The sequence below is a fragment of the Methanolobus tindarius DSM 2278 genome (assembly GCF_000504205.1).
GTDB lineage: Archaea > Halobacteriota > Methanosarcinia > Methanosarcinales > Methanosarcinaceae > Methanolobus > Methanolobus tindarius.
On record NZ_AZAJ01000001.1, the window covers coordinates 1,103,804 to 1,128,541 of the forward strand.

Here is a 24,738-nt window from a genome sequence, read left to right on the forward strand (position 1 = left end):
ATCGCCTTCCCAGCATGTAATTTTGACTTTTAATTATTGATTTTTTTATTGTTTGCAGCATTCGGCTTTACAGATACCTCAGAATGATCGCAGATATAAGTGCCAGGAATAGGAGAATCAGCCCTCCTACGAAAAATCCGAACACGACTTTCGTATGCACTTTCTTTTCCACATTTTTTGCCAGTCCGTTGAGCTCATATAAAGAGAATGTAGAACTCAGCAGGAAAAGGATAGCTGAAAATAGCAAGAGTGAACCTGCAACAAGAATATATTCTGCAGTCCATGTCAATGCCTTGGCGTTTAAAAGATCAATAAAAAAGTCTTTTCCGTGTCTTACATATGAAGCTGTGATCCACAGCATAGTGTAAGCGATCTCTGCTGCGCCCATTATCATTGAACACAGAGCAGTTGTCATAAGCGTGACCATCATCCCTATGTCAGGGATTTTCAAATCGATTTTCCATTCATCACCCACAATTTCACCTTAGGAGTCTGTTTTGTTGGTATGCCCTCAAATTGGAGATACGCAATATATGCATTATAATAATAAAAATATACTTATTAAAATACTGAAATTGGAAAGTTAAATAAAAAAAGAAGTAAGCAGAACTAAAGACTGTTTCTGCATTATTTAGAACTGTCTTAATACGGTTTCAGCAAGATTCCTGCTTATATCCACCGTCTTCATCAAAGTATCATTTCTTGACACACTGCACCCGATTTCTTTAAACCGACTATCTTCTATCGGGTCACGCTCATCGATAATCAGATGGTCAAGGAAATCAGAATAGTATGATGCAACGCCGTATGAGGAAACCTCAATATCTCTTGCAGTCATGAGTTTACCTGCCGGTCCGCTTACAGGTTCAGTACCTATTATAGGGCTGACTGCAATCACCTTTTTCTCTTTCAGAATATCCCTCATCCCGGGAAGCTCTATTATTGGACCAATGCTTGTTATAGGGTTGCTCGGACCTATCAGAACATTGTCTTCCCTTTCAAGTGCCTCCACAACAGCCGGGGAGATAGTTGCTTTTTCAATTCCTTCCTGACATACTTCCAGAACCTCAGGTTCACCATGTTTTCCAACCCAGAAATCCTGGAAATGCATCTTTCCTTCTGGTGTGTTTATCATACTGGAAACGGAATCATCGGACATAGGAAACACATTAGCTTTTACACCGAATGACTTTGAAAGACCGATTATTGCTTCTGTAAGTGTAAGACCACTCCTGATAAGGTCTGAGCGCATAATATGGGTAGCACGGTCGATATCACCAAGCATCATGACCTCATCATAACCCATATCCTTCATTGCATTGTGTGTTAGATATGTGTCGCCCTTCACGCCCCACCACTTTGAAGTGTCAAGCCTGCCTGAAAGCAGATAGAGTACAGTATCGATATCGGGTGTGATCAGGTTTCCTGAAACCCATATATCTTCTGCGGTGTTAACCACAACAGTGATCTTTTCTTCCGGGTAAACTTCACGAAGGCCGTTCATTAATTTAGGTGTGCCGGTTCCACCTGAAAAAATAATCATTTTAGTACATCTCCTTGCCAGTTTTTCTTGGTTATACGGTTCAAGCTATATAAGTAAAGACCTCGTAAAATAATATTAGTTATTTCAGAGGAAACAGGAGAAGGAATCTTGGAAAAATCAAGTAAAATATTAATTTATGGTGCTATGGGAATAGTCATTTTAATCCTTGCACTCACAGGGATTATTGTAGCTGTCATGAATATTCCAATAGAAGGATCATCGGGAGAGATCGCTGTTATAGACCTTGACGGAACTATCTATTCAGGAGGAACAGAAGAAGACCTTTTCAGTGACTATCAACCCGGAGTTGAGGACTACATAGAATGGATAGAGGATGCGCAGGAAGATGATGGAACAAAAGCCATTCTCATCAGGATTAATTCACCTGGTGGTGAGGCCATTGCCAGTGAAAAGCTTGCAAGAGCAATAAAGGAAGCATCTGAAAAGAAAGTTGTTGTGGCATATGTTGAATCAATGGCTGCTTCTGCGGCTTATCAGGCAGCTTCGTCCACGGATTATATTGTGGCTGAAAAGCAGTCACTTGTTGGTAATATAGGAGTCAGGATGGAAATTATCCATTACTATGGCCTGATGGATGATCTCGGAATTAACGTCACAACCATCAAGAGCGGAGAGTACAAGGATATCGGTTCTCCAACCAGACCAATGACAGAAGAGGAAAAGGAAATGCTTGGTTCCATTGTTAACGAAAGCTATGATGACTTTGTTTCCTGGGTTGCTGAGAACAGAAATATGAGTCTGGAAGAAGCCTACAAGGTTGCAGACGGCAGGATATACAGCGGTTCCCAGGCAAAGAAAGCAGGACTTGTTGATATGGTCGGAACCGAGGAAGATGCAATTGACATTACTGCTGAGATGGCAGGAATTACCGGCGAACCTGACCTGTATGAATATGAAGGAAAATCATCCGGCTTCCTTGGAATGAAACTTAATGACGCACTGTACTCTTTTGGATACGGCTTTGGAAAAGGCCTGGCAGCAACATCAGTTGAAGAAGCATCTTCTTCCTATGGAATGTACTTCTGATAAAACTGTAATTTGCAGGCGAGAAGTAATAGAAACGAGTGCAAAATCATTATAAGATGAAGGATATGTAGGTTGTATGAAAGTCATCCGTGACCCTATACATGGATACATTGAGCTTGACCCGCTCACGTTATCGATAATCGATTCACCGCAAATGCAGCGACTTAGAAGACTTAGTCAGCTTGGGCTGTCAAACCTTGTTTATCCAGGAGCTAATCATTCACGTTTTGAGCACTGCCTGGGAGTTATGCATCTTGCCACTATGTTGACCGGAAAGATAGATACAGTCACGGAAGATGAAAAAGAGGAACTCAGGGTTGCTGCTCTTCTCCATGATGTAGGACATGGACCTTACTCACATGTAACTGAAAATCTTACAAAACTTTACACAAGACAGCACCATGAGGATGTTCGTGAGATACTGAAAAAAGGAGAACTTGGAGAAATTCTAAGTGATAATGGACTGAATCCTGCAACTATTGAAGATCACATCCAGGGAAAAACGGACATGGGAAAAATACTCAACAGTGAGATTGATGTTGACAGAATGGACTACCTTGTAAGAGATTCTCATTATACTGGCGTTGCTTTTGGTCTTGTAGACCATGTAAGACTTATCAATGAGATGAAATTTTACGAGAACAATCTTGTAGTGAATTCAGGTGGTGTCAAGGCGGCAGAATCGCTTCTTGTATCCAGATTCCTGATGCATCCATCGGTTTACTATCACCATGTTTCAAGAATTGCTGAAACTATGTTTACAAGAGCGGTTGATGACCTTATCCAGAAAAAATCACTCAATCCTTTTGATCTCAGGAAGATGGATGATTCTGGACTGCTTGAAATGATACGCAACGATGAAGGTTATGCAGGAGAGCTTGCGCAGAGACTTGACAACAGGAAACTCTACAAAAGGGCGCTTTATGTTGGATTTGATGAAGTTGGCGAGGGAGTCCTAAAGCACCGGAAAAACATCAAAAGAGTGGAAGCTGAGATTGCAGAAGAAGTTGGAATTGAGCCTGAATCTGTGCTTATTGATATTCCCAGAAATCCGGAAATCGCTGAAATGAAAGCTCTTGTGAAAGTCAAGAACAGAATGCTCCGGCTTGATGAGGCATCCCATGTTGTTGCCACTCTGGAGCAGGCACACCGTGATAACTGGAAAATGGGAGTTTATACCCCAACCGAATACAGGGAAGCTGTTGGAAAAGCAGCGAAGAACTTCTTTGAAGTTAAAAGAACAACAAAACAGTTCCGTTTGACAGAAATCGAGGAATAATATGAAGGAAATCAGGAAAGTTGCGGCAGGTATCAGTCTTGTGCTTGAATGGAAAAAGACAGGTGACGATTACGTTGCCAGCCTTACAGGAGGCGATGAACACGTAGGAGCTGTTGGCGTTGGTTTCTATGACCCAGAATCAAAGAGAGCATCTTCATCTGTGATTACATCACCGGGACACAGGGAAACTGAAATTGCACTGAATGGTGCAAAGGAATTCAGCAAGGCATGCAAAGCAACTTCCGTATTCATCGTTGGCATTCATTTAGACAATATAACACTTGATGAGATTAATGAGATCGTTTCCGCATCAGGAGAAATGATCAATGAACTTGCTGTAATTATAGGCGTAGGAGAAGGATTCTAATGGAAATAGTAATAGGTATCAGCGGGGCTTCTGGTTCTGCTTATGGAGTCAGGTTGCTGGAAATTCTTGCAAAAACAGATATTTATACCCATCTTGTCATGACAAAAGCCGCAAAGCAGATACTTGATATCGAAACAGATTACGAGCGATCCTATGTCGAAAGCCTGGCAGATGCAGTCTACGATGAGAGTGATTTTACAGCACCAATTGCAAGCGGTTCTCACAAGTTCTACGGGATGATTATTGCCCCATGCAGCATGAAAACACTTGGCGAAATTGCAGGGGGAATGTCTGATAACCTGCTTGGACGGGTCGCTGATGTTTGCCTGAAGGAGAGAAGAAAACTGGTGCTGATGCCACGTGAAACGCCTCTTAACCAGATACATCTGGAGAATATGCTGAGACTTGAGAGAGCCGGCGGAATTATTCTGCCTGCATGCCCCGGATTTTATTCAAGACCACAAACAATTGATGACCTTGTAAATTCTATGGCAGGGCGTGCACTTGACCTGATGGATATTGACAACGATATTTACAAGCGCTGGGAGTGAGATGGCTCTTTCCAGTAAAAGACTCTGCTTGAACTGTGCTTATCTCTACCTTAAGCAATCACGGGTTTTGCACTTACCATGGTGACAATTGGAAGCCGGACTTTTGACATGGCAGGCGATCAGTGAATATCCATCATTACTAAAAATGAATCTGGCTCAATTGGTTTAAAATGGGTATTGATCCAGTCATTTAACAGCTTTCTAGATCTATGTATTACATCGATAAACATCTAAATATCGAAATCCTACAGAACCAAATTATCAATGTTTAGATTCTGTACATATATGAACATTCAATCCGTATTGAATGTCAAAGATTCCATGATCTTATTTGCGGTTTCCAGATCATAGTTATAGTAATATCCCGACCTAGCCCCATAGGCTAGCATAAATAATCGATCATTGGCACGGAAGAGCACCATCTTTACTTTTCCTGAATAACTATGGTCAACTACATTTTCTATTTCATACGCTGCGTATCCATTAAAACTAGTATGTTTCCCTCGACCACGAAAACGAAAATCCAATGAACCCATATGAACTAATTGAGCGCCCCATGTTGATTGATAATCAAGAAAATCATCAACTGAACTAGACGATCCAACATAAGCTACTCCAATTATTGATCCGTTTTCGGGATCATTAAATAAAACACTGTTTTGAGTCTCTTCATAATCCCAGGTTTCTGGATAATCAATGCTGAATCTATAATCATCATTTGCATAGGTTTTGTAACCGTCGTTGAAATGGGTAGCATAATCAGTGCAACCACTTGACACAATCATTATGAGAAGAAGAGTACTTATTACGCTTAAGGAAATTATTAATTTTTGTTTTTTTACCATTTTTCCACTATCCTATTGTCCAATAATTCCCTCTATACCCTAGAAGACTGGAGAGTGGCATAAAAATATAGAAGTAGTATATAAGAATACTTATTTTGCATTGTTATAAATTAATACAATATGTGATAAATTGACATAACTATTCTTAACACCAACACACATAATTAGAACTGTTAGCCTGTTGTTAAAATCCAAATCAATCAATTCCTATTTAAACCACAGCAGCGCCCCCCGAAATCTATTTATACAATATATGCTATGTAAGGGCTACCCTTCTGAATCTGATTGGGATAGTAGGGTAGCTTGGTCCATCCTCGAGCGTTTGGGACGCTTGGACTGCGGTTCAAATCCGCGCTATCCCACCAGAACTTATTTACAACTTTTCCAGTGAAAATTTTACTATATTCCTACTATTGTTTTGTGACCATTAGCTTGGTCTTTTTGTCTTACAGGATTAGTTTTATAATATATCTGTTGGGAATAATGTCCCCATGGCAAACGTTAAAGTAAAACTATTTGCAAATCTCAGAGAGATTGCACAAACTTCTTCTCTATCACTCACAGGAGACTCTGTTAAAGAGGTGCTCCTTTCACTTACAGAACAATATCCTGCTCTTAAAGAACTCGTATTTGAGGCAGGAACGGATGCAAAACTTTGTGGTTACATCAATGTATTCCTGAATGGAAACAACATCAAGCATATGGAAGGACTTGAGACCGTACTGAGCGATGACGATGAACTTGGAATATTTCCACCGGTATCCGGCGGTTAAACTGAAACAGAGGGACTTGGATGATATTCAGAGAACGCACAGATGTTGGCGAAGCAAAGAGAATGTTCCTTGCCGGGATCAATAGTATTGACAGAACGGAAGTACTCCCTTCAAGATCTGCGATTGGAAGAGTGCTTTCTGCAAGCATACTTGCACCACGTAACGTTCCGCATTACAGACGTTCTGCAATGGATGGATTTGCAGTAAGATCTGTTGATCTTATAGGTGCATCTCCAACAAACCCTGTTATGCTCCAGATATCCGATGAAATAATGGAAGGAACATGTACCCCGGTCAATACGGGAGATTACGTACCTGATGATGCAGATGCAGTTTTGATGATGGAAGATACTATTTCCATCGGAGACATGATTGAGATAAGGGCACAGGTGCATCCCGGAAAGAACGTTGGTGAGATCGGCGAGGATGTAAGGAAAAATGAAATAATATTCAACAAAAGCCATATTCTAAGACCTTGTGACATTGCAGTGCTGGCATCGCTTGGAATCAGTGAGGTCAAAGTCTATTCAAAACCTGTTGTTGCAATTATCCCTACAGGCAATGACCTTCTACCTCTTCCGGGAAGCGAAGAACCTGCACCGGGAAAAACACTTGACATTAACAGCCTCATGATAGGAGAGTATGTAGAGAAATGGGGCGGGAGTGCAAGATATTGCGACATCGTTCCTGAAGATGCTAATCTAATCGAGGAAGCCATCAAGGCAAACCTCGACACTGACATGATTGTTGTTTCTGGCGGAACCTCGGTAGGAGACAGGGATTTTGTTCCGGCTGTAGTGGAAAAACTTGGCAGAAAACTTGTTCATGGAGTAGGACTCAGCCCAGGAAAGCCAACTGCACTTGGAATTGTTGAAAATGTGCCGGTACTCTGTATGCCCGGATATCCGGCAGCGGGGCTTGTGGCGCTCTTTGCATTTGGCAAACCTGCACTTAGAAAATCCGGGAATATACCTGATATACCTGACACAACCGTAAAAGCCACATTAAGCGGGAAAATACTATCCAGAGAAGGATATGTCAGCTATGCAAGAGTAATACTCGAAGGCAACATTGCTCATCCGCTAATGACAGCTGGTGCAGGAATACTGAGTTCCATTGCAAAATCAGATGGTTTTGTTATAATCCCGGAAAATGTGGAAGGTTGCGAAGAAAGAAGCGAAGTGGACGTAGTGTTAATTGAATAATGATTATCTGAAAAACCAGAGCTCAGAACTTCTCACAGTTGGTATGGGAGGATTCTTTGGAGCAATATCAAGATTTCTTATTGCAGGATACTTTGCCCCTGAATCCGGAACTCTTGTGGTAAATGTACTTGGGAGCATACTGCTAGGTATTCTCATGTACAGCTCCGAGTATCTTGGGATTGTATCTCCTAAAACACGTATGTTTTTCGGAATTGGATTTTGCGGATCACTAACTACTTTTTCTACATTCACTGTCCAGACATTCCAGATGCAACTGGTTGAAGCTGCATTCAACATTCTTGCAAATATAATCCTGACACTTGCCGGTATTTTCACTGGCAGGGCATTGGTTATCTATATAATGAGAAGGAGGGAAGGGACTGGTTTCTGAAATCCTTCTTGTAGGAATCGGAGGTTTTATCGGTGCTAACCTCAGATACCTTGTTTCCGGAGCGATTCCCAGAATAAATGAGATTCCTGCCGGAACACTTGCTGTAAATACCATTGGCAGCTTTGTACTTGCAGCGCTGACATTCACTTCTGTGGAAGGAACTCTACGTTACATGATAAGTGTAGGAATGCTTGGTTCTTTCACAACATTCTCTACATTCGCCTACGAGAGCTTCAGGCTTCTTGATGAAGGAGAAAGCAAACATTTCCTTATGAATATCGGACTTAACCTTTCCTCGTGCCTTTTTGCGGTATATTTAGCTTACATTATTGTCTGATGATTTTCATATGATATTCAACTGCAATAACACAGCCAGCAAAATCAATATAATTCCTGTGATCAGACGGACTTCTACACGTCTTTTTTCCCTGAACTCGTTTACCTTTTCCGGATCCAGGCCAAAAGCAAGAAGAGCACCAAGTATCAGAATTGGCAGTACAACTGCAAAATTATAGAGACCCATGTACAACACGGCATTTACAGTGTTGCCCCCCGACAGGAGCATTTCGAGGATCATCAGGTAAACAGCGCCCACACACGGGGCTTTCACCAGAGAGAATATTCCTCCGCCAACAAAAGAGATTAGAAGTATATTCTTGCCTCTTGCATGGTTCATCAGATCTACAAACGAATGAGGGGTTTTGAAGGATGATTTTGAATGTTTGCTTATGTAGTATGCATCATAAATATGCCAGACCCCAAAAATAGCAACAAGCAATACCATAAAAGACATTATGGCATCTCTTATTCCAGGAAATGAAGTAATTGTGTTCAGAATTCCAAAACCTACAACCATATAAGTTGCAAATATTCCGGCACAAAAACCAGAAACCAGAACAAGCATATCCTTGCGGGAACCTCCGGAAGAGACAATTGCTGATGCAAGGAAAGCCATGACAGCAATGAGACATGGATTGAAGCCTGCCAGAAGACCTGCAATAAAGATTACGGCAGGAGTTTGATTATCTAATGATTCTGCAGATAAAGATTCAACTTTTGATGATTCGGTATCATACTCCATAAACGGAGCTGTTTCTATTGCTTCAGAAAGCATTGAACTGAGTTTCTCAGTGTCACCTCCATAGTCATTGTAGCTAATTACTATGCTTCCGTTTACGACAACCGCAGGAACAGTTGTAACACCATAACTTTGTGCCAGGCTGAAAGCAGCTTTAATCTCATAGGAAGTGAAGTTAGTATCAGGATAAGTGGAAATCACATCATCTATAACCGGCGATGCCTTTGCGCATTTCAGACAACCATCTTCATAAAAATATTCCACTGACACTGCAGCCTGAGCTAAACCAGTCAGAAGTATTAGGGAAAAGAAAAATACAGGCAGAAACCTGCAGTAATTTCGTTCAGTGACAGGATGTCGATGAACAGGTCTTTTTATCATACTTGCTTTCCAGAACGGATTTGGTTTCAATGCTCAAAAGTTCACCAGTGCTGGAAGAGACAAAGCCTTCAATAACGTACAGGTCTTTGACACCGGAACATGCACAGCTGCGTTCCATAATCCTGACTCTCCAGACACTATTCTCCTCAACGGTACCGTTGGGAACGGAATCTATCAGGTCAGTGCTTGTGACCCTCCATTCCTCCACATGGAAATATTCTTCGGAATAATTAATTGCCATCGGACTGCTTTCAACAATAGTTACTGCCTCTAAAGAGCTTACGTCAGTATCCACACTATCCGAACCCAGGTACGTATAAGCACCTGCTATCCCCACAAGTATCAAAACAGCTATAACTGCAATGACAGTATTGTTGTTTTTTTCCATAAGTATTGGTATTAGCATTTAAGCTATAAAGTTTACTAAACATCATTGTGCACCCGAATCATAAACCCGTATATTGAATGAAAAACTAATTTATTGATGAGAACCAGAAAGAAAATGTAACATTACCTCATTTGCATTAACAAGCAAAGTATCCAGGGGAAAACATGAGAACATTACTTTTAAGAATATATCTGAGTGAGAATGACAAGTACAAAGGAAAAAATGCACACCATGCAGTTATTGAGTTCCTGAAAAACAAAGGTATTGCAGGAGCCACTGTCCATCATTGCATGGAAGGATATGGAGTTCATCACAAGATACACACTGCAAGTGTCCTTAGACTTGGAACTGACCTGCCGGTAATTGTTCAGGCCGTAGATAAAGAAGAAAATATCAGAAACATTATTCCTGAACTAAAGAACATGCTTCCAACCGAGCTTATGATAGTCCAGGATGTGGAAGTCGTCTCAGGAGAATGCTTTAAAGAAGAGTGAAGAGACCTGAAGTCCCTAATCACCTGTAAAGAACAACTGTGCTGCCCCTTACATCGACAAGGGTTGTCTTAGTTGCTTCTGCAAGTTTTGCAGCAGATGTTTTGATGTTTTCTCCCTCTGCGCTGGTCTTTAGCATCTTGACTTTAATAAGACGGTTAGCTTTAACCTGCTTTTTAATTTCTTCCAGTACAGAATCAGTGATCCCATTCTTTCCTATGTTGATAATAGGTTTGATTTTTGTTGCTTCGTTTTTTAATTGATATAATTTCTCTTTATCCATAATTGATACTCCGATAATTTGTATTAAATTTTGAATTATACGTCACAAGTTGGGTGTTGAGTATTTGAAACTGACCATTGACACTGGGTATTTCCAAAATTGTAAAATACACAAAAAGTAGTGTAAAAGGAATATGACTGCCCACTATAAGGCAGTTTTAGGTTTTTTTGAGAACGATATCTGTTCCTTCTATTGCATACTCAAACCATGGAGTAGGCTTTGAAGTCATTCCCACTACCCTCATGGCATAGGCATCTCCAACAGCCTTTATTTCGATCATCCCATCAAAGAGCTGTTTCAGGGTAGCTATTGTTTGTGCATCGTGCATCTCATCTTCGACCACATACAAACCAAAACCGTTAGCAGCTTTTACACGTCCTGTGAAGACATGCAGGAACCTGAAAACTGTCTGTATGTTTGAATACATAAGGATAGTTGACAGGGAGTTGATACAAAGATGAACCTGCTGCTTCTTCTTTTTAATGAGCATTTCTTCAAAGAACTGGCTGATCTTTACACCGATGCCGGTCAGATCCACCGGACTTGAAGCCCTTTTTATCTTTTCAGTATCTGCTGCACCCATTCCAAGTGTCTTGGTAACGCAGTCGACAATACCAATATCTGCTGTTGATGTGTCCAGACCATAATCTTCGAACCACCCGAGAACACGTTCACCTGGCTCACGTGTAGATACTATTATAGCCGATCCGGCAGGACTCTGGCTGTTAAAAATAATGGCATCCAGCAGGTCATCTTTTCGGCTCATAGGTGGACCTATCATCATTAGATTAGTTCCTTCCCGGATGTCGCCTAGGAGCTCATCCAGTTCCTTGATGCCTAAAGAGTAGCCGGACATGTTTCCCTCTTCATTGGGATTGTATATAGGATTTGCCCTTTAGAGATTTTTTTAATCCTCTTTAAAGGGATTCTACATCATTTACTTCCATTACAAATATAAATATTAACGTATATAAATGTGCCTTTTTGGTACACTCTAATTAAATAAAATATACAATATAAACCTTTTTTGGTTACTGGCGAGCATGTTTCACAAGATGGCCGGTTTCAGGTAGTATAATGTCTTTCAAGGCAAGTTCCACGGCATTTGGAGAACCAGGAACGCAGAATATAACTTTTCCTTTTAAAAGGCCTGCTGCTGCACGTGAGAGAATAACTGAACTGCCTATCTGTTCTATACTCTTGAAGCGGAATAGTTCACCAAATCCAGGAATATCCTTGTCAAACAGGGGTGCTACGGACTCTATAGTTACATCCTTTGACGCAAGTCCGGTTCCACCACTTGTGATTACAACATCTGCATCAGATTCAAGTGCGCGGTGTATGGAACCTTTGATCAATGAAGGATCATCCGGAACCAATTCATATTTTGTAACTTTGTGCCCGCTGGAAGTCACAAGTTCCTGCATCAGTTTCCCGGAACCATCATTGGCTTCCTCTGGCGAGGAAACTGCTCCAAATTCACTGAATCTGGAACTGGAAATGGTGACCAGATAAAAAGAATACACTTTCAACGTGCCTTCTTTATGTTCTTTTGTAGACTGACTGCTCATACGAAGTATTTATACCTTAAAAAGTATAAGAAACACTCGATTAGACCATGAGAATACTTTCTATTGATGTTGGGACAGGCACGCAGGATATACTGCTTTATGATACTGAACGTGAGATTGAGAACAGTCTTGTGATGATTATGCCATCACCGACAGTTATTGTTGCAGAAAGAATTAGAAAGGCAACTCATGAAGGGCGCAATATTATCCTTACAGGAGATGTGATGGGAGGAGGACCCTGTGTCAGAGCCATTAAAGCCCATATGGAAAAGGAGTTAAAGGTCTATGCAACTGAAAAAGCTGCCCTTACAATAAAAGATGACATTGAGAGAGTAAAATCGATGGGTATCAATATAGTGTCAGAAGATGAACTGGAAACTCTTGCTGATGCAACTCAAGAAATAGTTCTTCAGGATATTGATGTTGATGCACTCAGTAATGCTCTTGGTAGTTTTGGAGTGAGTATGCCGGAAATGATTGCTGTGGCAGTACAGGATCATGGAAACTCACCTCAGGAAAGTAATCGCATATATCGTTTCAGGATATTTGAGAGACTTATAGATGAAGGTGGAAACTTTGAACAGTTTGCCTACAATGCCGACAATGTCCCTGATGAATTCACTCGCATGGCAGCAGTTGCAAGAACACTGAGAAGGCATGACACCATCAAAGATACTATTATCATGGATACCGGACCTGCTGCAATATTTGGAGCTCTGCTTGATGAAAATGCATTACAGCCGGCAATAGTTGTAAACATTGGAAATGGTCACACGCTTGCAGCTATTGTAAAAGACAATCGTGTTGTTGCGTTGCTTGAACACCACAGCTCTGCACTTGACGGAGAAAAGTTACAGAAATATATAATAGATTTTGCCAGCGGCAATCTTAGTTTTGAGGATATCTTTGATGATGGTGGGCATGGTTGTTACATACGTGAAACACCCGGATTTAATGCAATCAGATCAATAATGATAAACGGACCCAGACGTAACATACTTATGAATATGGATAAAGAGAAGCGGGACAATATTGTATGGGATAAGCTGTTTTTTGCATCCCCATATGGAAACATGATGCTGTCAGGCTCTTTCGGACTTCTTACAGTCCAGCTTGGCAAAGAGCTCTGAACCTGTGATAAGACTTATAAACTCCAAGGTAGTATGAGGACAGCCATCGAGATTAATCCATATTGTTGAAGGTTGAGAGCAACATCAACAAATACAAATATATACATATCAATTAAGGTACAAATCCAGATGCAAAAATAACGGTATTATCATAGTTACGTACCGTTCTTTATTACGATAATTAATTCAAGGAGATTTTATTCATGGTAAGAAAACCAGCAAGTATGTACAGGAACGTCAGACAACGCTCATACACCAGAAGGAAATACATGGGTGGTGTGCCAGGTAGCCACATCATTCACTACGATATGGGTAACAAGAGCGCTGAGTTCCCTATAAAGGTAACACTCGTAGTTAAAGAAAGATGCCAGTTACGCCACACTGCACTTGAAGCTGCACGTATTACAGCTAACAGGGCAATGGTAAACGCAGCAGGTCGTGCAGGATACCACATCAAACTCAGAGTATATCCACACGAAGTACTCAGAGAGAACAAGCAGGCTACCGGAGCAGGTGCAGACCGTGTATCCAGTGGTATGCGTGGTGCATTCGGAAAGAACGTAGGAACTGCAGCAAGAGTTTCAGCCGAGCAGAAGATCTTCACAATATCTGTTAACAAAGAACACTTTGCAGCAGCAAAGGATGCTCTTAGAAAAGCTGGCCAGAAACTGCCAAGCCCAGTCAGAATTGTAGTTGATCAGGGAATGGAACTTGTACAGTAAATAAAATTACAACGAGGGATAAAAGATGGAAGATTACGAAGCACTTCTGGATCGTGCAATAGCAAACTTACCCGACATGGAGACTACGGATGCCCGTTTCGTAATCCCTGAGCCAAAGATCATGGTGGAAGGTAAGACCACTATCCTTGATAACTTCAACAATATTGCTGATGTCCTTAACAGAAACCCGGATCATGTGATGAAATATCTCACACGTGAAATGGGAACTGCCGGAAAGATAGATGGTCAAAGGGCAGTGTTCCAGGGGAGATTCTCCAAGGAACAGATAAAATCCAATATTGAAGCATATGTTGAAGAATTCGTCATGTGTTCCGAATGTGGAAGACCTGACACCCAGCTTACCAAGATGGACCGCATAATGGTGCTTAAATGTGCTGCATGTGGTGCACACAGACCGGTAAAGAAGAGACGTGCCAGCGCGCCTGTTAAACAGGATGCAATTGAAGAAGGTAAAGAATATGATGTCAGGATCGATGCAGTTGGTTCAAAAGGTGACGGAATTGCTAAGGTTGACAGATATACTATCTTCGTACCTGGCGCTGCAAAGGGCGAAACCCTTAAAATAAGAATCAAGAGAATCAGCGGAACCCTCGCATTTTCTGAAAAAGTATGATACCTGGACACAGGTATCAATAATCTTCTTTTTTTGAAATCTTTTTTTAAAAGCAATTGTTATATAATATTCGTGCGGTAAATATATTAAATTACTCGAAAATAAATAATCGAGGAAAGATATGGCACGAGTACCCACAGGAATACCAGGATTTGATGAACTTATAGAAGGCGGGTTCATAGAAAATGATGTAATTCTACTAACAGGAGGACCTGGCGCAGGTAAATCTACTTTTGGATCACAATACCTGTATTCAGGAATTACTCAGTACAATGAACCGGGAGTTTATGTTACTTTTGAGGAAACGCCTGCCCGCATAATGAGAAACATGTGGAGATACGGCTGGGATATGGAACGTCTTATCAAAGAAAATAAGCTCCGCATTATCAGGGCGGACCCCATTGCCTACGGACGTTACATCAAGAAAACCCTGGAACCTGACAAACATGACCATGATAATGCAACACTGGAAACCGTGCTGAAGCAGATTTATGCAAGTGTGAAGGAAATTAATGCTAAAAGACTTTTCATTGATTCGCTGACCTCTCTTAAAATATCTCCTGATCCGGTAGATGTAAGGCATATTATACTTGAATTTGTCAAGAATATAGAAAGTTTTGACTGCACCACGCTAATAACAAGTGAAGCAAACATGAACCCCGACCATTTCAGTGTCGAAGAGTACCTTGCCGAAGGAGTTATCTGTCTTAAAGTCAACAGGATTGCCGGAGAAAGGATCAGATCCCTTGAGATATTAAAAATGCGAGGAGTAAAGCACGACGAAGTGCTTCGCCCATATGTGATTACTGACAAGGGCATTATTGTCTATTCATCCGATTCTGTTATAGGCAAGGAAGCTGATGTGTTCTCCCTACAAAGATCTTCGATTCTTGGGGAATAATGTAAATGAAAGCCGATCATAAAAATTCAGATAATAAAGACATTGCATTGGTTTCAATACCCGGACTTTCAATCAAAATGGACAAAAAAGCTGATTTTGTTCAGCTTAAAGCGCATGGACCATTAAAAAAGGCCTGTGCACCTTTTTTAAAGAAGATAAACCAGCGCCTTAAAGAAGAAAAGCCTGCTTTTGTTGATGAAGATAAAGTAATAGCTTCAACGTGGCTTCCGCCAATTCCAAGTAAACCTTTCAATCGACTGCTTGTTGCTGAAACTCAAATAGCACTTGGCAGATACATACCTGAAACGGTTTCTTTTGAGATAACACGTAACTGCAAATGTAATTGTGAGCACTGCGTGGTCAGCGGTGGAGAAGGAGACCTTGACATCGAAACTATCAAGCAGGCCATAGATGATGTTCTTGACATGGGTGCAATGGTCATTGTATTCACGGAAGGCGACCCGATGCTTCGTGAAGATATCTATGAGCTTATTGACTATGTGGACAAGGAACGTGCCATTGTCAATATGTATACTCCGGGAACCGAGATGACACCTGAGAATGCACGCAGGCTTAAGGAAGCAGGACTGCATAACCTGCTGGTCAGCATCTATTCCACAGAAGCCGAGAAACATGATGCTGTCAGAAGACTTGATGGTGCTTTTGATATTGCTACAAATGCTATTAAAACAGGACTTGAAGCAGGATTACTTGTTACAATGGCAACCCATGTTTCCCCTAAGAATATTGATGAACTGCCTGCAATGTATGAGTTTGCAAGGGAACTTGGAGTTCATGAGTTTTCCCTGTGGGAATCTGTCCCGAAAAAGAAGGACGACCCTATAATCTCAAACGGTGACAGACAGAAAGTGCTTGAAATGTATCACCGCGTTAACTCAACTAAAGGTGGGCCACGTATCTTTGCTAATACATACTTTGAAGGAGAAATGCTCGGATGCATGGCTGGCCAGAGATGGATGCACGTCTGTGTTGATGGTCTTGTAAAAGGATGCCCTTATATCCCATTCCATTATGGAAATATACAGGAGACCTCTATTAAAGATATCTGGACAAAGATGCGCAAAGATAAAGCTTTCAGAGGCCAGCGCAGCACATGCCTGATGCAGGAAAAAGAGTATCTTCAGCTTGTGGAGAAGATTCCTGAGGATGCATCAAAACCTTATGATATTGATAAAATTCAGGCCTGATATTCACTGAATATCTTTTTACTATTTTTAAAGCCAAAGAATAGTGTTGGGATAAAAGCAATTGATCCATATAAAGGTATTACCATCAACAGAGAGAATGAAAAAAACAACATGAATACAAAAAGTGACAGTAAATACCTGTCACCCTGTTTTTTTACATTATAGAAACTCAATAGGACCATCAATGCAGAAATAACTGTTGTGAAATGGTATATTGTTATGCTCATTATCTACCTTGCGTGATTATTTATAAAGAATAATTAATGTGACTATGATCCAATAATTCTCAGTTCTCATCTCCTTGCATGGTATCAGTTCTTTCAGGATGGAACAGTTGCTTCTTCATGCATTGCCAGGAATTTTCTGAAATAACCATGCATCTGGTAGTACGACATAAATAGATAGGTTCCTGAAAAGAAGACTATAAAGTCCATATCCGGCTTAATGAAAGTGTCCATTGCATGTACAATATATAGAATAAAAAATAGAGAGCCACTCAACCATAATGAGTATATTAGGGCTGCTTTTTTTGCACCATATTCCAGAGCCAGTTTCCCCCACAATTTATTACCAACAAGGACCTCTTTGAGCTTCAGCTCTTTTGAATAGTCATTTTTGTTAAAGCTAGCCAGCAGTCTTTGTTCCTGGAACAGAAGAATATTCTTTCTTTTACTAATAGCGAACAGAAATGTCACCATCAGACATAAAATACCCAATAGAGGACTGAAATACATTGCAGTAAGAGACATGAGGATCAGGAAAGAAACAATTACAGGAAGATAACTTTCATGATCCCTGCGTGCACGGTATAGATTGTAAAATCCAATTATCAGAAAGAAAACTGCTGCCAGCAAAAATATTCTATTCATCACAAATACCTATCATAAAGACCGGTGCAATATTACAAATATTTAATGCTTATTTGATTTATTTTGCACAGATGAGTGACCAAACATCCAATTTTCCTGATAAGAACATTTACATATCACTAGGTATTTTTACTAACAATTTCATGTGCAGGTATTAATTTAAAAAAGGCATGAATATTAACTTAATTTGATCAAGAGGCAACATATGAACATGAAGATCGACCCCTGGAGCGCATTGAACATTGATGATTATTCCAAATTATTCGATGAATTTGGTATTCAGCCATTTGATGATATGGTCCGGGAAATCGAGAATCCTCATAAGTTCATGAGCCGAAAAATAATTTTTGGTCACAGGAACTATGACCGCATCACTGATGCAATGAACAACAACAAACCGTTCTCAGTCATGAGCGGATTCATGCCTTCCGGAAAAGTCCATCTTGGACACAAGATGGTAATGGAAGAGATAATCTGGCACCAGCAGCAGGGTGCTGATGCATTCGTCGGAATTGCAGACCGCGAAAGCCATGCTGTCAGAGGAATGTCATGGGAAAAGTGCAGTGACATTGGTATTAACGAATACATCATCAGCCTGATTGCTCTTGGATTTGAACCGAACGGACATATTTACTTCCAGTCAAAATCCGAACAGGTCAAAGACCTTGCATTCGAACTTAGTTCAAAGGCAAACTACTCAGAACTTAGTGCCATTTACGGCTTTACAGGCGAGACTAATGTTGCACACATGTTGAGTGCTGTGACACAGAGTGCAGACATACTTCATCCACAGCTTGAAGAATACGGCGGACCAAAACCAGCTGTAATTCCTGTAGGTTCTGATCAGGATCCACATATCAGGCTTACAAGAGGACTTGGACATAAGATGAATATGTTCAAGATAGAAGGCAGGGAAGACAAGGACGGAAATAAATATTTCAGCATCCGCAGCAAGGCTGCTCCTGAAGAAGCCCTTAAAGAACTAAGCCAGCGTATTCCCGATAAAACCAAGCTTTTTGAAGGGCACGTTGATGTTTTCAGTGCAGACAACTTTGAAAGTCTCATGAAGGTAGTGCAGGATGTAGAACTTGAATTTGGAGGTTATGCATTTGTTCCGCCTTCATCAACATATCACAGGTTCATGTCAGGACTTCAGGGCGGGAAGATGTCAAGCAGTGTTCCGGAAAGTTATATTTCACTTACAGAAGAACCAAAGGGTGCTGCAAAGAAGGTAAAGAGGGCAAAGACAGGTGGCAGAATAACCCTTGAGGAACAGAAAAAACTTGGTGGTGAACCTGAAAAGTGCTCTGTTTATGAAATGTTCCTGTTCCACCTTGTAGATGATGACGAAGAACTTGCACAAATATACACTGAATGTCGGGAAGGAACCAGAATGTGCGGACATTGTAAAGCCCTTGCAGCAGAAAGAACAGAAAAGTTCCTGAAAGAACATCAGGAACTGCGTGAAGTTGCAAAGGACAGGCTTGATGAATACGGACTATAATTTAACAATTAATTACAAATTACAGATTTACGAACTCAATTTAACAGGTGTGATAATGAGCTCCCAGTACAACCTTACATCCAATGAGAAAAATGTATTGATAGCATTGGAGAATCTAAAAGATGCAAGCCCGGATGAGCTTGCAGAGAAGTCTGAAATGAAAATGGAAACTTCAATGCAGGCTGCTTTTTTGCTCGAAGAGAAAGGACTTGCCCAGGTAGACGAAACAGTAACAGAAATATTTGAGCTTACTGACGAAGGAAAGAAGTATGCTCAGGAAGGACTGCCTGAAAGACAGATAATTGATGCTATTTCAGGCCCAACCTCAATGGATGAACTAAAGGACAAATTCAATCCTGCTGTTGCTGGTATTGCTACCGGATGGCTTCGCCGTAAGGGCTGGGCAGGAATTGAGAAAGGAATGATAGTTCCAACCGGCAATGCTGAAAAAGGAGAGGATGAAAAGGCCCTGGAAGCATTTGCAGATGAAGCAAAGACATTCGATGAACTTGGAGCAGACAAGAATGTCATAAACGACCTCATCAAACGTAAGCTTGTAGCTAAGACTGAACACAAGAAGAGAAAGGTCTGCATCACATCTGAAGGTAAGGAACTTGTTGCAGCAGGCATCACTGTTGAAGAAGAGGTTGCACAACTCACATCCGAACTCCTGAAAAGCGGGGAATGGAAAGACAAGAAGTTCAGACCATATAACATTCACACAGCTCCAAGACCAGTATACGGAGCAAAGATTCACCCATACCAGCGCCTCATTGATGAAATGAGACGTATTTTTCTTGACATGGGATTCACTGAGATCAAGGGAGAAGCAGTACAGAGCTCATTCTGGAACTTCGATTCACTGTTCCAGCCACAGGATCACCCTGCAAGAGAAATGCAGGACACATTCCACCTTTCCAGCACATCAGACCTTCCTGTTGAATATAAGGACAAGGTTTGTGCAGCACATGAGAATGGAGGAGAAACTGGGTCAACCGGATGGGGTGGAAAGTGGAGTGAAGAGATTGCATGCAAAAATGTACTCAGAACCCACACAACTGCACTGACGATCAAATACCTTGCAGACAACCCTGATGCACCTGTAAAGGCGTTCTCTATTGACAGGGCATACCGCAGAGAGACAATTGACCCGACACACACACCAGAATTCGAACAGCTTGAAGGTGTCGTGATGGACAAGGACATGTCATTCTCAAACCTTCTTGGATGCCTCTCAGAGTTCTATCACAGGATGGGATTTGAGGATGTAAGATTCAGACCAGGATATTTCCCATACACTGAACCAAGTGTTGAGCCTGAAGTTTATGTTGAAGGACTTGGATGGGTTGAGCTTGGTGGGGCAGGCGTATTCAGAAAAGAAGTTACAGCCCCTCTTGGAATTAAATATCCGGTTCTTGCATGGGGACTTGGAGTCAGCAGACTTGCAATGCTGAAACTCGGACTCAAGGACCTGCGCCAGTTGTATCACTCTGACATCGACTGGCTACGTAAGAGTGAAGTATGTCAGCTTTGAGCTGGACATACACTTCCGTTTTTATCTTTTTTATTTTGAATATTAAAAATGCAATGCTTGAAGTTATCTTTTGAATGTTGTTATGATTTTTGCCACAAAAGACATGTCAATATCAACTGCGTTTGCAGGACAAAGTTCCCGGCAGCAGTAGCACATGATGCATTTGTTTTTATTGATCTCTAAATGATCACCAATTTCATCTATTGCTTTTACAGAACAATTCATTGCACAGGCACCGCAAAGTACACATTTTGAAGTATTGATCTTTGGTTTCATTTCAAATTGCTTACCGAAGAATCGCATAACAAAAGGTGGCAAATTAAAGAGAATACCACCACTTGAAGGTTTGTACTTCTGTGTGACTATTTGTGGATCAATACCTACAACATCAGGATTTTGACTCCCATATCCACGTTCAAGAGCTGCAACTGTTGTCGGAATCTGTATTGGATCCACACCCATTATATCAGAAGCGATCACATCCAGTGATACACAATCATATGAGGCCATGATTGCACCGGTTTTAATTGGTGTTCCATGAGCAGGACCATTACCTTCCATACCTACAACCGCGTCCATTACAGCAAGGTGAGGTTTTGCAATTGAATACAAATCAATAACAGCTTCTCCAAAGAGTTTTCTGTCACCCAGTAGATGCATTTCTTTTCTGGTTTTTAGAGGCAATGCACCAAACATATTCTTCACAGCACCTGTGTAATATGTCAGTTCATGGGTTTTCATCTTGGGAAGAGAGATTATTACATCAGCATCCGTGATAGCTTTAGAAATGTAAAGACTTGAAAAACGCATTGCATCAGGAACCTCTACTTCTATGTAACCTTCCGTCTGGAAATTTAGAAGTTGAACGTTCTGGGATTTTGCTACATCCTCAATGCCTGATGTCCTGAACGCATGAGCGGTTGCGCCAGGTCTTGTGATTCCTGCACCGTCACCAATTACAGGAGTACCACCTGCATCCTTCACAAGTTCACACATTGCGGCAACTATGGACGGATGAGTTGTTACAGCGTCTTCGGGCTTGCGGGCAGCAAGGACATTTGGTTTTAGAAGAACACGATCACCATTGGATATTATGGACTTCAGGCCACCAATAAGAGAAAGCGCTTCAATGATGCATTCTTTTGAATGAGAATAATCGTCACATTTTACAATGGAAACTTTGTCAGCCATTATGAACTATATTAGGGAAGTTAATTGAAATAAGTATTGAATGGATGATTGTACACAGCTTCAAGTAATTAAATAGTAAACAAAAAGATACACCTCATCATTATTAGAATTATGACTTGCGACACAAATTAGGAAAGTATATAACCAAAGATCAAGAAATGTGGCACATCAATTTATGGTGAGTTAAAAACGTGAGTTGAAAACTCACAATAAGTGGTGGTGCACAATGAAGAAAATATTTATAATAACAATAATTTTGCTGGTTGCAACTATGCAACTAGCTGTAGCAGAGTCAGATTGCCCTGACAGTGACGCAATTCAAAAAAAAATAGAATGCCCAGAATTTGACTTTGGGGATACTTTTGTAGGAGATAATATTACAGTAGACGTAATGGATGACCAATCTGTTGTCGGCCACGTTACCATAGAAATAACTGCAGTAAAAATAGATGGTAGTGTTTATGAAGCACTGGCATTCGATTGGACTTCAGATATACCAGTATGTTTTATGAATGTGAAATCAGGAGCAGGAGATAATGAATATAACGTTGGAGGACAATATTCAGGAAGTGGTTCAGTACTTGGTTATGGAGAAATAAATGAACCAAATGCCATAAGCCATATTACATTTTGTTTCTGTGAACCCGAAAACAAAATACCAGAATTCCCAACACTTGCTCTGCCAATCGCAGCAATTATTGGACTTGCATTCATAATGCAGCGCAGAAAGGAGTAAGATTACTCCTTTAAACTTTCTTTTTTTGATGAAACTGATACTGGTTTCTTTATTTAATTTCTTTCAATATTTCCTCAATTCAGACTCCTCATTATTATCATGCTAATGATAAATCAGTCTTGTTCGGAAAGTATAATAACAATAAGAAGAGAGTTATTATTAACATAGAAATGACCATGTCTCTATGTAGATGGTGGGGATCATGAAAAGAACAATATTAATAATACTAATAGCGGTGGCTCTGATGCCATTTGCAATGGTAGCAGCTGCTGAGAGCACTATTGAGTGGAATAATGAAAATGGCTTGTATGATGCTGACAGAGATTGCACAGGTTATGTTCCAAATGGAACAGACGGATGGCTACATTGGGTGCTGACAGGAACAGGTGATGTAACTGAAGCTTACATCATGGTTGATGGTGGGGAGTGGCAAGGTCCGTTTAAGGTAAACAACCAAATGATACACTTTTACACTGAGCCGTATTATACCCCAGAAGAACTTGAGGATATGACAGTTACAGTGAAATATGAAGGGACTCTGACCGAGACATATGTGTTTACACTTTCACACTACTGCCCGGGAGATTATGAAGTTCCAGAATTCCCAACACTTGCTCTGCCAATTGCAGCCATAATCGGAATTGCATTCCTTATGCAGCGCAGAAAGGAGTAAAACTACTCCTTTACCTTTAAATTTCCTTTTTTGAAATTAATTATCCATAGCTTCTTCTACGCTTTTTCTAATAATATAACCGGCTTCGTGTAGAATAGTATCGCCTATCTGTGCGTCCTTTTCCATACTTGCAGTACAGGGATATGAATGATGAGAGCTGGAAATTGTTTCCTTATAGTCTTTTACATCCGACCATTTCAGTTTCTTGGCAACGAACCATGTTGCACCGCAGGGTGCATCCCTGACAACTTCAACGTGTGTAAAAATACCATTGGTATTATCCACTTCAATTTTAAGCAGTGGTCGGCCAAATCCAAGATTGACAAACTCGTCAATTGTAGGTTTTCCAGTCAGTTCCAAGGAACAAAATGGTTTTGGGCTTTGAAATTCAATACCCTCAAACTCCAGTTTTTTTCTTATCTGTTCAGTGAGACCGGCCGGAACCAGACGAGAATCATCAACTGGAATAATAACAGCCTTTGCATTGCTTGACAGAGCAATATCAGGTACCGACATCATAAGATCAGGATGTAGATCAATGGCTAGAATCAGGTCTGCAATTGGAAGATGTGATGGAATGTATTCATCCGTATCCTCAACAAAATCAGGAAGGTCTGTTCGAAGTTCAAAAAGACCTACGATCATAGGTGCAAAACTCATTCTAGGTTCTCGGCAATGGTCACAGAGATCACCACATGAAACACAAAAACTATCTGAATTTACAAGATTGCCGACAACCTTTTTTCCAAACTCACCCGAATAAAAAATGCTCAGACGCATGAAACTAGTATACAATTGATACTAGATAAAGTTCCCTGCCTACTTTACTGAAGTTTTCGTACGAACAATCCCCATTACATAAGAAGGAATACATCCAATTGCTGTGCATGTTTCAAGTGAAACACCCTGGGACGTTATGTCAAGATGATGCCTGGCAAGACTGAAAAGATCCTTTGGAAGCCCTTTGCGACCAAGACCAACAAGCACAAGGAAGGATTTGTTATGTATTATTTCATCTGCAAAGGTTTCCGGAGTAATGGCAAATTTCTGCTCAGGCTTTGAAGTTGTCACAACCACAGAACCAAAATGCGCCTGAAAACCTTTCTTTGGAAGGTCGAAAACAAAAAGATGTTTTTTCTCATGAAGTAACTTCAGGTATTTACCGGATTCACCGATTGTTGTTTTATCAGCAACAAATTCCACAAGCTCATCTGCACTCATCTTAAAAGGAAAATCATAAAGTGCAAGAGAAAAACCGTATGCATAACATATAGGTGCAGCCCTAGCTATTGCCCTGTAATGAGCATCCAGCACTTTGATCTTATCATATGTGTTCACGATACCTAATGTCAGCATGCATATCACCTTTTAGCTTGATTTCCAGGCTGAACACAGATAGCTTAAAAGTATTAAACCTGTTGCATTGAGCACAATTTATCAGGT

At 40.7% G+C, this 24,738-nt stretch carries 30 protein-coding genes and 1 tRNA gene; 19 read left to right on the top strand and 12 right to left on the bottom strand.

The window, feature by feature from the left end; all coding sequences use genetic code 11:
• Nucleotides 1-67 precede the first annotated feature (67 nt).
• Together METTI_RS05320 and cofD are read right to left on the bottom strand one after the other, a co-directional pair.
• Nucleotides 68-475, bottom strand: coding sequence for a hypothetical protein (locus METTI_RS05320; protein ID WP_023844802.1), 408 nt, complete (start codon nucleotides 473-475; stop codon nucleotides 68-70).
• A gap of 156 nt (nucleotides 476-631) precedes the next feature.
• Complete coding sequence (gene cofD, locus METTI_RS05325; protein ID WP_023844803.1) at nucleotides 632-1,543, bottom strand: 2-phospho-L-lactate transferase; 912 nt, start codon at nucleotides 1,541-1,543, stop codon at nucleotides 632-634.
• Between the two features lie 108 nt (nucleotides 1,544-1,651).
• Between cofD and sppA the strand changes: the two genes are divergently transcribed.
• From sppA to METTI_RS05345, 4 genes are all read left to right on the top strand, one after another.
• Nucleotides 1,652-2,590, top strand: a complete 939-nt coding sequence (sppA, locus tag METTI_RS05330; protein WP_023844804.1) for a signal peptide peptidase SppA — start codon at nucleotides 1,652-1,654, stop codon at nucleotides 2,588-2,590.
• Between the two features lie 76 nt (nucleotides 2,591-2,666).
• Nucleotides 2,667-3,869, top strand: a complete 1,203-nt coding sequence (locus METTI_RS05335) for an HD domain-containing protein (protein ID WP_023844805.1) — start codon at nucleotides 2,667-2,669, stop codon at nucleotides 3,867-3,869.
• A 1-nt stretch (nucleotide 3,870) separates the two neighbouring features.
• Nucleotides 3,871-4,236: a prenylated flavin chaperone LpdD gene (gene lpdD / locus METTI_RS05340; RefSeq protein WP_023844806.1), complete on the top strand. Its 366-nt coding sequence runs from the start codon at nucleotides 3,871-3,873 to the stop codon at nucleotides 4,234-4,236.
• Nucleotides 4,236-4,787: a UbiX family flavin prenyltransferase gene (locus METTI_RS05345; protein ID WP_023844807.1), complete on the top strand. Its 552-nt coding sequence runs from the start codon at nucleotides 4,236-4,238 to the stop codon at nucleotides 4,785-4,787. Before lpdD ends, METTI_RS05345 begins: the two co-directional genes overlap by 1 nt.
• A 293-nt stretch (nucleotides 4,788-5,080) precedes the next feature.
• Here METTI_RS05345 and METTI_RS05350 read toward each other — a convergent pair whose 3' ends face one another.
• Nucleotides 5,081-5,632 carry a hypothetical protein gene (locus METTI_RS05350; RefSeq protein ID WP_023844808.1) on the bottom strand — a complete coding sequence of 184 codons (552 nt, stop codon included), beginning with the start codon at nucleotides 5,630-5,632 and terminating at the stop codon, nucleotides 5,081-5,083.
• Nucleotides 5,633-5,919: 287 nt separating this feature from the next.
• On the opposite strand from METTI_RS05350, the gene METTI_RS05355 reads away from it, so the two are divergent.
• The 5 genes from METTI_RS05355 to crcB (METTI_RS05375) all read left to right on the top strand — a co-directional run bounded on the left by METTI_RS05355 (nucleotide 5,920) and on the right by crcB (METTI_RS05375) (nucleotide 8,338).
• Nucleotides 5,920-5,997: transfer RNA gene (locus METTI_RS05355), tRNA-Pro, on the top strand.
• A gap of 126 nt (nucleotides 5,998-6,123) precedes the next feature.
• Nucleotides 6,124-6,405: a ubiquitin-like small modifier protein 1 gene (locus METTI_RS05360; RefSeq protein ID WP_023844809.1), complete on the top strand. Its 282-nt coding sequence runs from the start codon at nucleotides 6,124-6,126 to the stop codon at nucleotides 6,403-6,405.
• A 20-nt stretch (nucleotides 6,406-6,425) separates the two neighbouring features.
• Entirely contained in the window at nucleotides 6,426-7,610 is a 1,185-nt protein-coding gene (locus METTI_RS05365; RefSeq protein WP_023844810.1) for a molybdopterin molybdotransferase MoeA, read from the top strand.
• Between the two features lie 43 nt (nucleotides 7,611-7,653).
• Nucleotides 7,654-8,001 carry a fluoride efflux transporter CrcB gene (gene crcB, locus METTI_RS05370; RefSeq protein WP_048135847.1) on the top strand — a complete coding sequence of 116 codons (348 nt, stop codon included), beginning with the start codon at nucleotides 7,654-7,656 and terminating at the stop codon, nucleotides 7,999-8,001.
• Complete coding sequence (gene crcB, locus METTI_RS05375) at nucleotides 7,991-8,338, top strand: fluoride efflux transporter CrcB (protein WP_023844812.1); 348 nt, start codon at nucleotides 7,991-7,993, stop codon at nucleotides 8,336-8,338. Before crcB (METTI_RS05370) ends, crcB (METTI_RS05375) begins: the two co-directional genes overlap by 11 nt.
• A 6-nt stretch (nucleotides 8,339-8,344) precedes the next feature.
• Here crcB (METTI_RS05375) and METTI_RS05380 read toward each other — a convergent pair whose 3' ends face one another.
• Both METTI_RS05380 and METTI_RS05385 read right to left on the bottom strand, forming a co-directional pair.
• Nucleotides 8,345-9,460 (bottom strand): cytochrome c biogenesis protein CcdA, encoded by a 1,116-nt coding sequence (locus METTI_RS05380; RefSeq protein WP_023844813.1) that lies wholly within the window; start codon nucleotides 9,458-9,460, stop codon nucleotides 8,345-8,347.
• Nucleotides 9,423-9,848, bottom strand: a complete 426-nt coding sequence (locus METTI_RS05385; RefSeq protein WP_156916250.1) for a hypothetical protein — start codon at nucleotides 9,846-9,848, stop codon at nucleotides 9,423-9,425. Before METTI_RS05385 ends, METTI_RS05380 begins: the two co-directional genes overlap by 38 nt.
• Nucleotides 9,849-10,012: 164 nt before the next feature.
• On the opposite strand from METTI_RS05385, the gene METTI_RS05390 reads away from it, so the two are divergent.
• Nucleotides 10,013-10,342 (top strand): DUF190 domain-containing protein, encoded by a 330-nt coding sequence (locus METTI_RS05390; protein ID WP_023844815.1) that lies wholly within the window; start codon nucleotides 10,013-10,015, stop codon nucleotides 10,340-10,342.
• Nucleotides 10,343-10,361: 19 nt separating this feature from the next.
• Here METTI_RS05390 and METTI_RS05395 read toward each other — a convergent pair whose 3' ends face one another.
• The 3 genes from METTI_RS05395 to METTI_RS05405 form a co-directional block, all read right to left on the bottom strand.
• Nucleotides 10,362-10,622 (bottom strand): YhbY family RNA-binding protein, encoded by a 261-nt coding sequence (locus METTI_RS05395; protein WP_023844816.1) that lies wholly within the window; start codon nucleotides 10,620-10,622, stop codon nucleotides 10,362-10,364.
• A 157-nt stretch (nucleotides 10,623-10,779) separates the two neighbouring features.
• Nucleotides 10,780-11,478: an RAD55 family ATPase gene (locus METTI_RS05400; protein WP_023844817.1), complete on the bottom strand. Its 699-nt coding sequence runs from the start codon at nucleotides 11,476-11,478 to the stop codon at nucleotides 10,780-10,782.
• Between the two features lie 175 nt (nucleotides 11,479-11,653).
• Nucleotides 11,654-12,193 (bottom strand): MogA/MoaB family molybdenum cofactor biosynthesis protein, encoded by a 540-nt coding sequence (locus tag METTI_RS05405; RefSeq protein WP_023844818.1) that lies wholly within the window; start codon nucleotides 12,191-12,193, stop codon nucleotides 11,654-11,656.
• A gap of 47 nt (nucleotides 12,194-12,240) precedes the next feature.
• Here METTI_RS05405 and METTI_RS05410 point away from each other — a divergent pair, with 47 nt between their 5' ends.
• From METTI_RS05410 to METTI_RS05430, 5 genes are all read left to right on the top strand, one after another.
• Complete coding sequence (locus tag METTI_RS05410) at nucleotides 12,241-13,323, top strand: DUF1786 domain-containing protein (protein ID WP_023844819.1); 1,083 nt, start codon at nucleotides 12,241-12,243, stop codon at nucleotides 13,321-13,323.
• A 203-nt stretch (nucleotides 13,324-13,526) separates the two neighbouring features.
• The gene (locus METTI_RS05415) at nucleotides 13,527-14,045 is read left to right on the top strand and encodes a 50S ribosomal protein L16 (protein ID WP_023844820.1); all 519 of its coding nucleotides are present in this window, start codon (nucleotides 13,527-13,529) and stop codon (nucleotides 14,043-14,045) included.
• A 25-nt stretch (nucleotides 14,046-14,070) separates the two neighbouring features.
• Nucleotides 14,071-14,679, top strand: coding sequence for a translation initiation factor IF-2 subunit beta (locus tag METTI_RS05420; protein ID WP_023844821.1), 609 nt, complete (start codon nucleotides 14,071-14,073; stop codon nucleotides 14,677-14,679).
• A gap of 121 nt (nucleotides 14,680-14,800) precedes the next feature.
• A complete protein-coding gene (locus METTI_RS05425) occupies nucleotides 14,801-15,580 on the top strand; it encodes an RAD55 family ATPase (RefSeq protein ID WP_023844822.1) in 780 nt (259 codons plus the stop codon).
• A gap of 5 nt (nucleotides 15,581-15,585) precedes the next feature.
• A complete protein-coding gene (locus METTI_RS05430) occupies nucleotides 15,586-16,788 on the top strand; it encodes a radical SAM/SPASM domain-containing protein (protein WP_023844823.1) in 1,203 nt (400 codons plus the stop codon).
• A gap of 320 nt (nucleotides 16,789-17,108) precedes the next feature.
• On the opposite strand, the gene METTI_RS05440 is transcribed toward METTI_RS05430, so the two are convergent.
• Nucleotides 17,109-17,657 carry a hypothetical protein gene (locus METTI_RS05440; RefSeq protein ID WP_023844825.1) on the bottom strand — a complete coding sequence of 183 codons (549 nt, stop codon included), beginning with the start codon at nucleotides 17,655-17,657 and terminating at the stop codon, nucleotides 17,109-17,111.
• A 205-nt stretch (nucleotides 17,658-17,862) separates the two neighbouring features.
• On the opposite strand from METTI_RS05440, the gene METTI_RS05445 reads away from it, so the two are divergent.
• Together METTI_RS05445 and pheS are read left to right on the top strand one after the other, a co-directional pair.
• Nucleotides 17,863-19,161, top strand: a complete 1,299-nt coding sequence (locus METTI_RS05445) for a tryptophan--tRNA ligase (RefSeq protein ID WP_023844826.1) — start codon at nucleotides 17,863-17,865, stop codon at nucleotides 19,159-19,161.
• A 55-nt stretch (nucleotides 19,162-19,216) separates the two neighbouring features.
• Nucleotides 19,217-20,695 (top strand): phenylalanine--tRNA ligase subunit alpha, encoded by a 1,479-nt coding sequence (pheS, locus tag METTI_RS05450; protein WP_048135179.1) that lies wholly within the window; start codon nucleotides 19,217-19,219, stop codon nucleotides 20,693-20,695.
• 63 nt (nucleotides 20,696-20,758) lie between these two features.
• Here pheS and METTI_RS05455 read toward each other — a convergent pair whose 3' ends face one another.
• Entirely contained in the window at nucleotides 20,759-21,886 is a 1,128-nt protein-coding gene (locus tag METTI_RS05455) for a DUF362 domain-containing protein (RefSeq protein ID WP_023844828.1), read from the bottom strand.
• A gap of 226 nt (nucleotides 21,887-22,112) precedes the next feature.
• On the opposite strand from METTI_RS05455, the gene METTI_RS16080 reads away from it, so the two are divergent.
• Both METTI_RS16080 and METTI_RS16085 read left to right on the top strand, forming a co-directional pair.
• Nucleotides 22,113-22,622: a PEF-CTERM sorting domain-containing protein gene (locus tag METTI_RS16080; RefSeq protein ID WP_048135181.1), complete on the top strand. Its 510-nt coding sequence runs from the start codon at nucleotides 22,113-22,115 to the stop codon at nucleotides 22,620-22,622.
• A 202-nt stretch (nucleotides 22,623-22,824) separates the two neighbouring features.
• A complete protein-coding gene (locus METTI_RS16085; protein WP_048135183.1) occupies nucleotides 22,825-23,295 on the top strand; it encodes a PEF-CTERM sorting domain-containing protein in 471 nt (156 codons plus the stop codon).
• 36 nt (nucleotides 23,296-23,331) lie between these two features.
• Here METTI_RS16085 and METTI_RS05470 read toward each other — a convergent pair whose 3' ends face one another.
• Both METTI_RS05470 and METTI_RS05475 read right to left on the bottom strand, forming a co-directional pair.
• Nucleotides 23,332-24,075, bottom strand: a complete 744-nt coding sequence (locus METTI_RS05470; RefSeq protein WP_023844829.1) for a DUF166 domain-containing protein — start codon at nucleotides 24,073-24,075, stop codon at nucleotides 23,332-23,334.
• 39 nt (nucleotides 24,076-24,114) lie between these two features.
• The gene (locus METTI_RS05475) at nucleotides 24,115-24,651 is read right to left on the bottom strand and encodes a DUF531 domain-containing protein (RefSeq protein ID WP_023844830.1); all 537 of its coding nucleotides are present in this window, start codon (nucleotides 24,649-24,651) and stop codon (nucleotides 24,115-24,117) included.
• Nucleotides 24,652-24,738 lie beyond the last annotated feature (87 nt).

Excerpts from the sequence above, each read along its gene's own strand:
- METTI_RS05365 (WP_023844810.1), top strand. The coding sequence starts at position 6,426 with ATGATATTCAGAGAACGCACAGATGTTGGCGAAGCAAAGAGAATGTTC.
- cofD (WP_023844803.1), bottom strand. The coding sequence starts at position 1,543 with ATGATTATTTTTTCAGGTGGAACCGGCACACCTAAATTAATGAACGGC.
- METTI_RS05455 (WP_023844828.1), bottom strand. The coding sequence starts at position 21,886 with ATGGCTGACAAAGTTTCCATTGTAAAATGTGACGATTATTCTCATTCA.
- METTI_RS05400 (WP_023844817.1), bottom strand. The coding sequence starts at position 11,478 with ATGTCCGGCTACTCTTTAGGCATCAAGGAACTGGATGAGCTCCTAGGC.
- METTI_RS05425 (WP_023844822.1), top strand. The coding sequence starts at position 14,801 with ATGGCACGAGTACCCACAGGAATACCAGGATTTGATGAACTTATAGAA.
- METTI_RS16080 (WP_048135181.1), top strand. The coding sequence starts at position 22,113 with ATGAAGAAAATATTTATAATAACAATAATTTTGCTGGTTGCAACTATG.
- METTI_RS05395 (WP_023844816.1), bottom strand. The coding sequence starts at position 10,622 with ATGGATAAAGAGAAATTATATCAATTAAAAAACGAAGCAACAAAAATC.
- METTI_RS05430 (WP_023844823.1), top strand. The coding sequence starts at position 15,586 with ATGAAAGCCGATCATAAAAATTCAGATAATAAAGACATTGCATTGGTT.
- crcB (WP_048135847.1), top strand. The coding sequence starts at position 7,654 with ATGGGAGGATTCTTTGGAGCAATATCAAGATTTCTTATTGCAGGATAC.
- METTI_RS05360 (WP_023844809.1), top strand. The coding sequence starts at position 6,124 with ATGGCAAACGTTAAAGTAAAACTATTTGCAAATCTCAGAGAGATTGCA.
- METTI_RS05385 (WP_156916250.1), bottom strand. The coding sequence starts at position 9,848 with ATGGAAAAAAACAACAATACTGTCATTGCAGTTATAGCTGTTTTGATA.
- METTI_RS05445 (WP_023844826.1), top strand. The coding sequence starts at position 17,863 with ATGAACATGAAGATCGACCCCTGGAGCGCATTGAACATTGATGATTAT.
- lpdD (WP_023844806.1), top strand. The coding sequence starts at position 3,871 with ATGAAGGAAATCAGGAAAGTTGCGGCAGGTATCAGTCTTGTGCTTGAA.
- METTI_RS05410 (WP_023844819.1), top strand. The coding sequence starts at position 12,241 with ATGAGAATACTTTCTATTGATGTTGGGACAGGCACGCAGGATATACTG.
- METTI_RS05390 (WP_023844815.1), top strand. The coding sequence starts at position 10,013 with ATGAGAACATTACTTTTAAGAATATATCTGAGTGAGAATGACAAGTAC.
- METTI_RS05415 (WP_023844820.1), top strand. The coding sequence starts at position 13,527 with ATGGTAAGAAAACCAGCAAGTATGTACAGGAACGTCAGACAACGCTCA.
- METTI_RS16085 (WP_048135183.1), top strand. The coding sequence starts at position 22,825 with ATGAAAAGAACAATATTAATAATACTAATAGCGGTGGCTCTGATGCCA.
- METTI_RS05350 (WP_023844808.1), bottom strand. The coding sequence starts at position 5,632 with ATGGTAAAAAAACAAAAATTAATAATTTCCTTAAGCGTAATAAGTACT.
- pheS (WP_048135179.1), top strand. The coding sequence starts at position 19,217 with ATGAGCTCCCAGTACAACCTTACATCCAATGAGAAAAATGTATTGATA.
- METTI_RS05335 (WP_023844805.1), top strand. The coding sequence starts at position 2,667 with ATGAAAGTCATCCGTGACCCTATACATGGATACATTGAGCTTGACCCG.
- METTI_RS05475 (WP_023844830.1), bottom strand. The coding sequence starts at position 24,651 with ATGCTGACATTAGGTATCGTGAACACATATGATAAGATCAAAGTGCTG.
- METTI_RS05440 (WP_023844825.1), bottom strand. The coding sequence starts at position 17,657 with ATGAATAGAATATTTTTGCTGGCAGCAGTTTTCTTTCTGATAATTGGA.
- METTI_RS05380 (WP_023844813.1), bottom strand. The coding sequence starts at position 9,460 with ATGATAAAAAGACCTGTTCATCGACATCCTGTCACTGAACGAAATTAC.
- METTI_RS05420 (WP_023844821.1), top strand. The coding sequence starts at position 14,071 with ATGGAAGATTACGAAGCACTTCTGGATCGTGCAATAGCAAACTTACCC.
- METTI_RS05405 (WP_023844818.1), bottom strand. The coding sequence starts at position 12,193 with ATGAGCAGTCAGTCTACAAAAGAACATAAAGAAGGCACGTTGAAAGTG.
- METTI_RS05470 (WP_023844829.1), bottom strand. The coding sequence starts at position 24,075 with ATGCGTCTGAGCATTTTTTATTCGGGTGAGTTTGGAAAAAAGGTTGTC.
- METTI_RS05345 (WP_023844807.1), top strand. The coding sequence starts at position 4,236 with ATGGAAATAGTAATAGGTATCAGCGGGGCTTCTGGTTCTGCTTATGGA.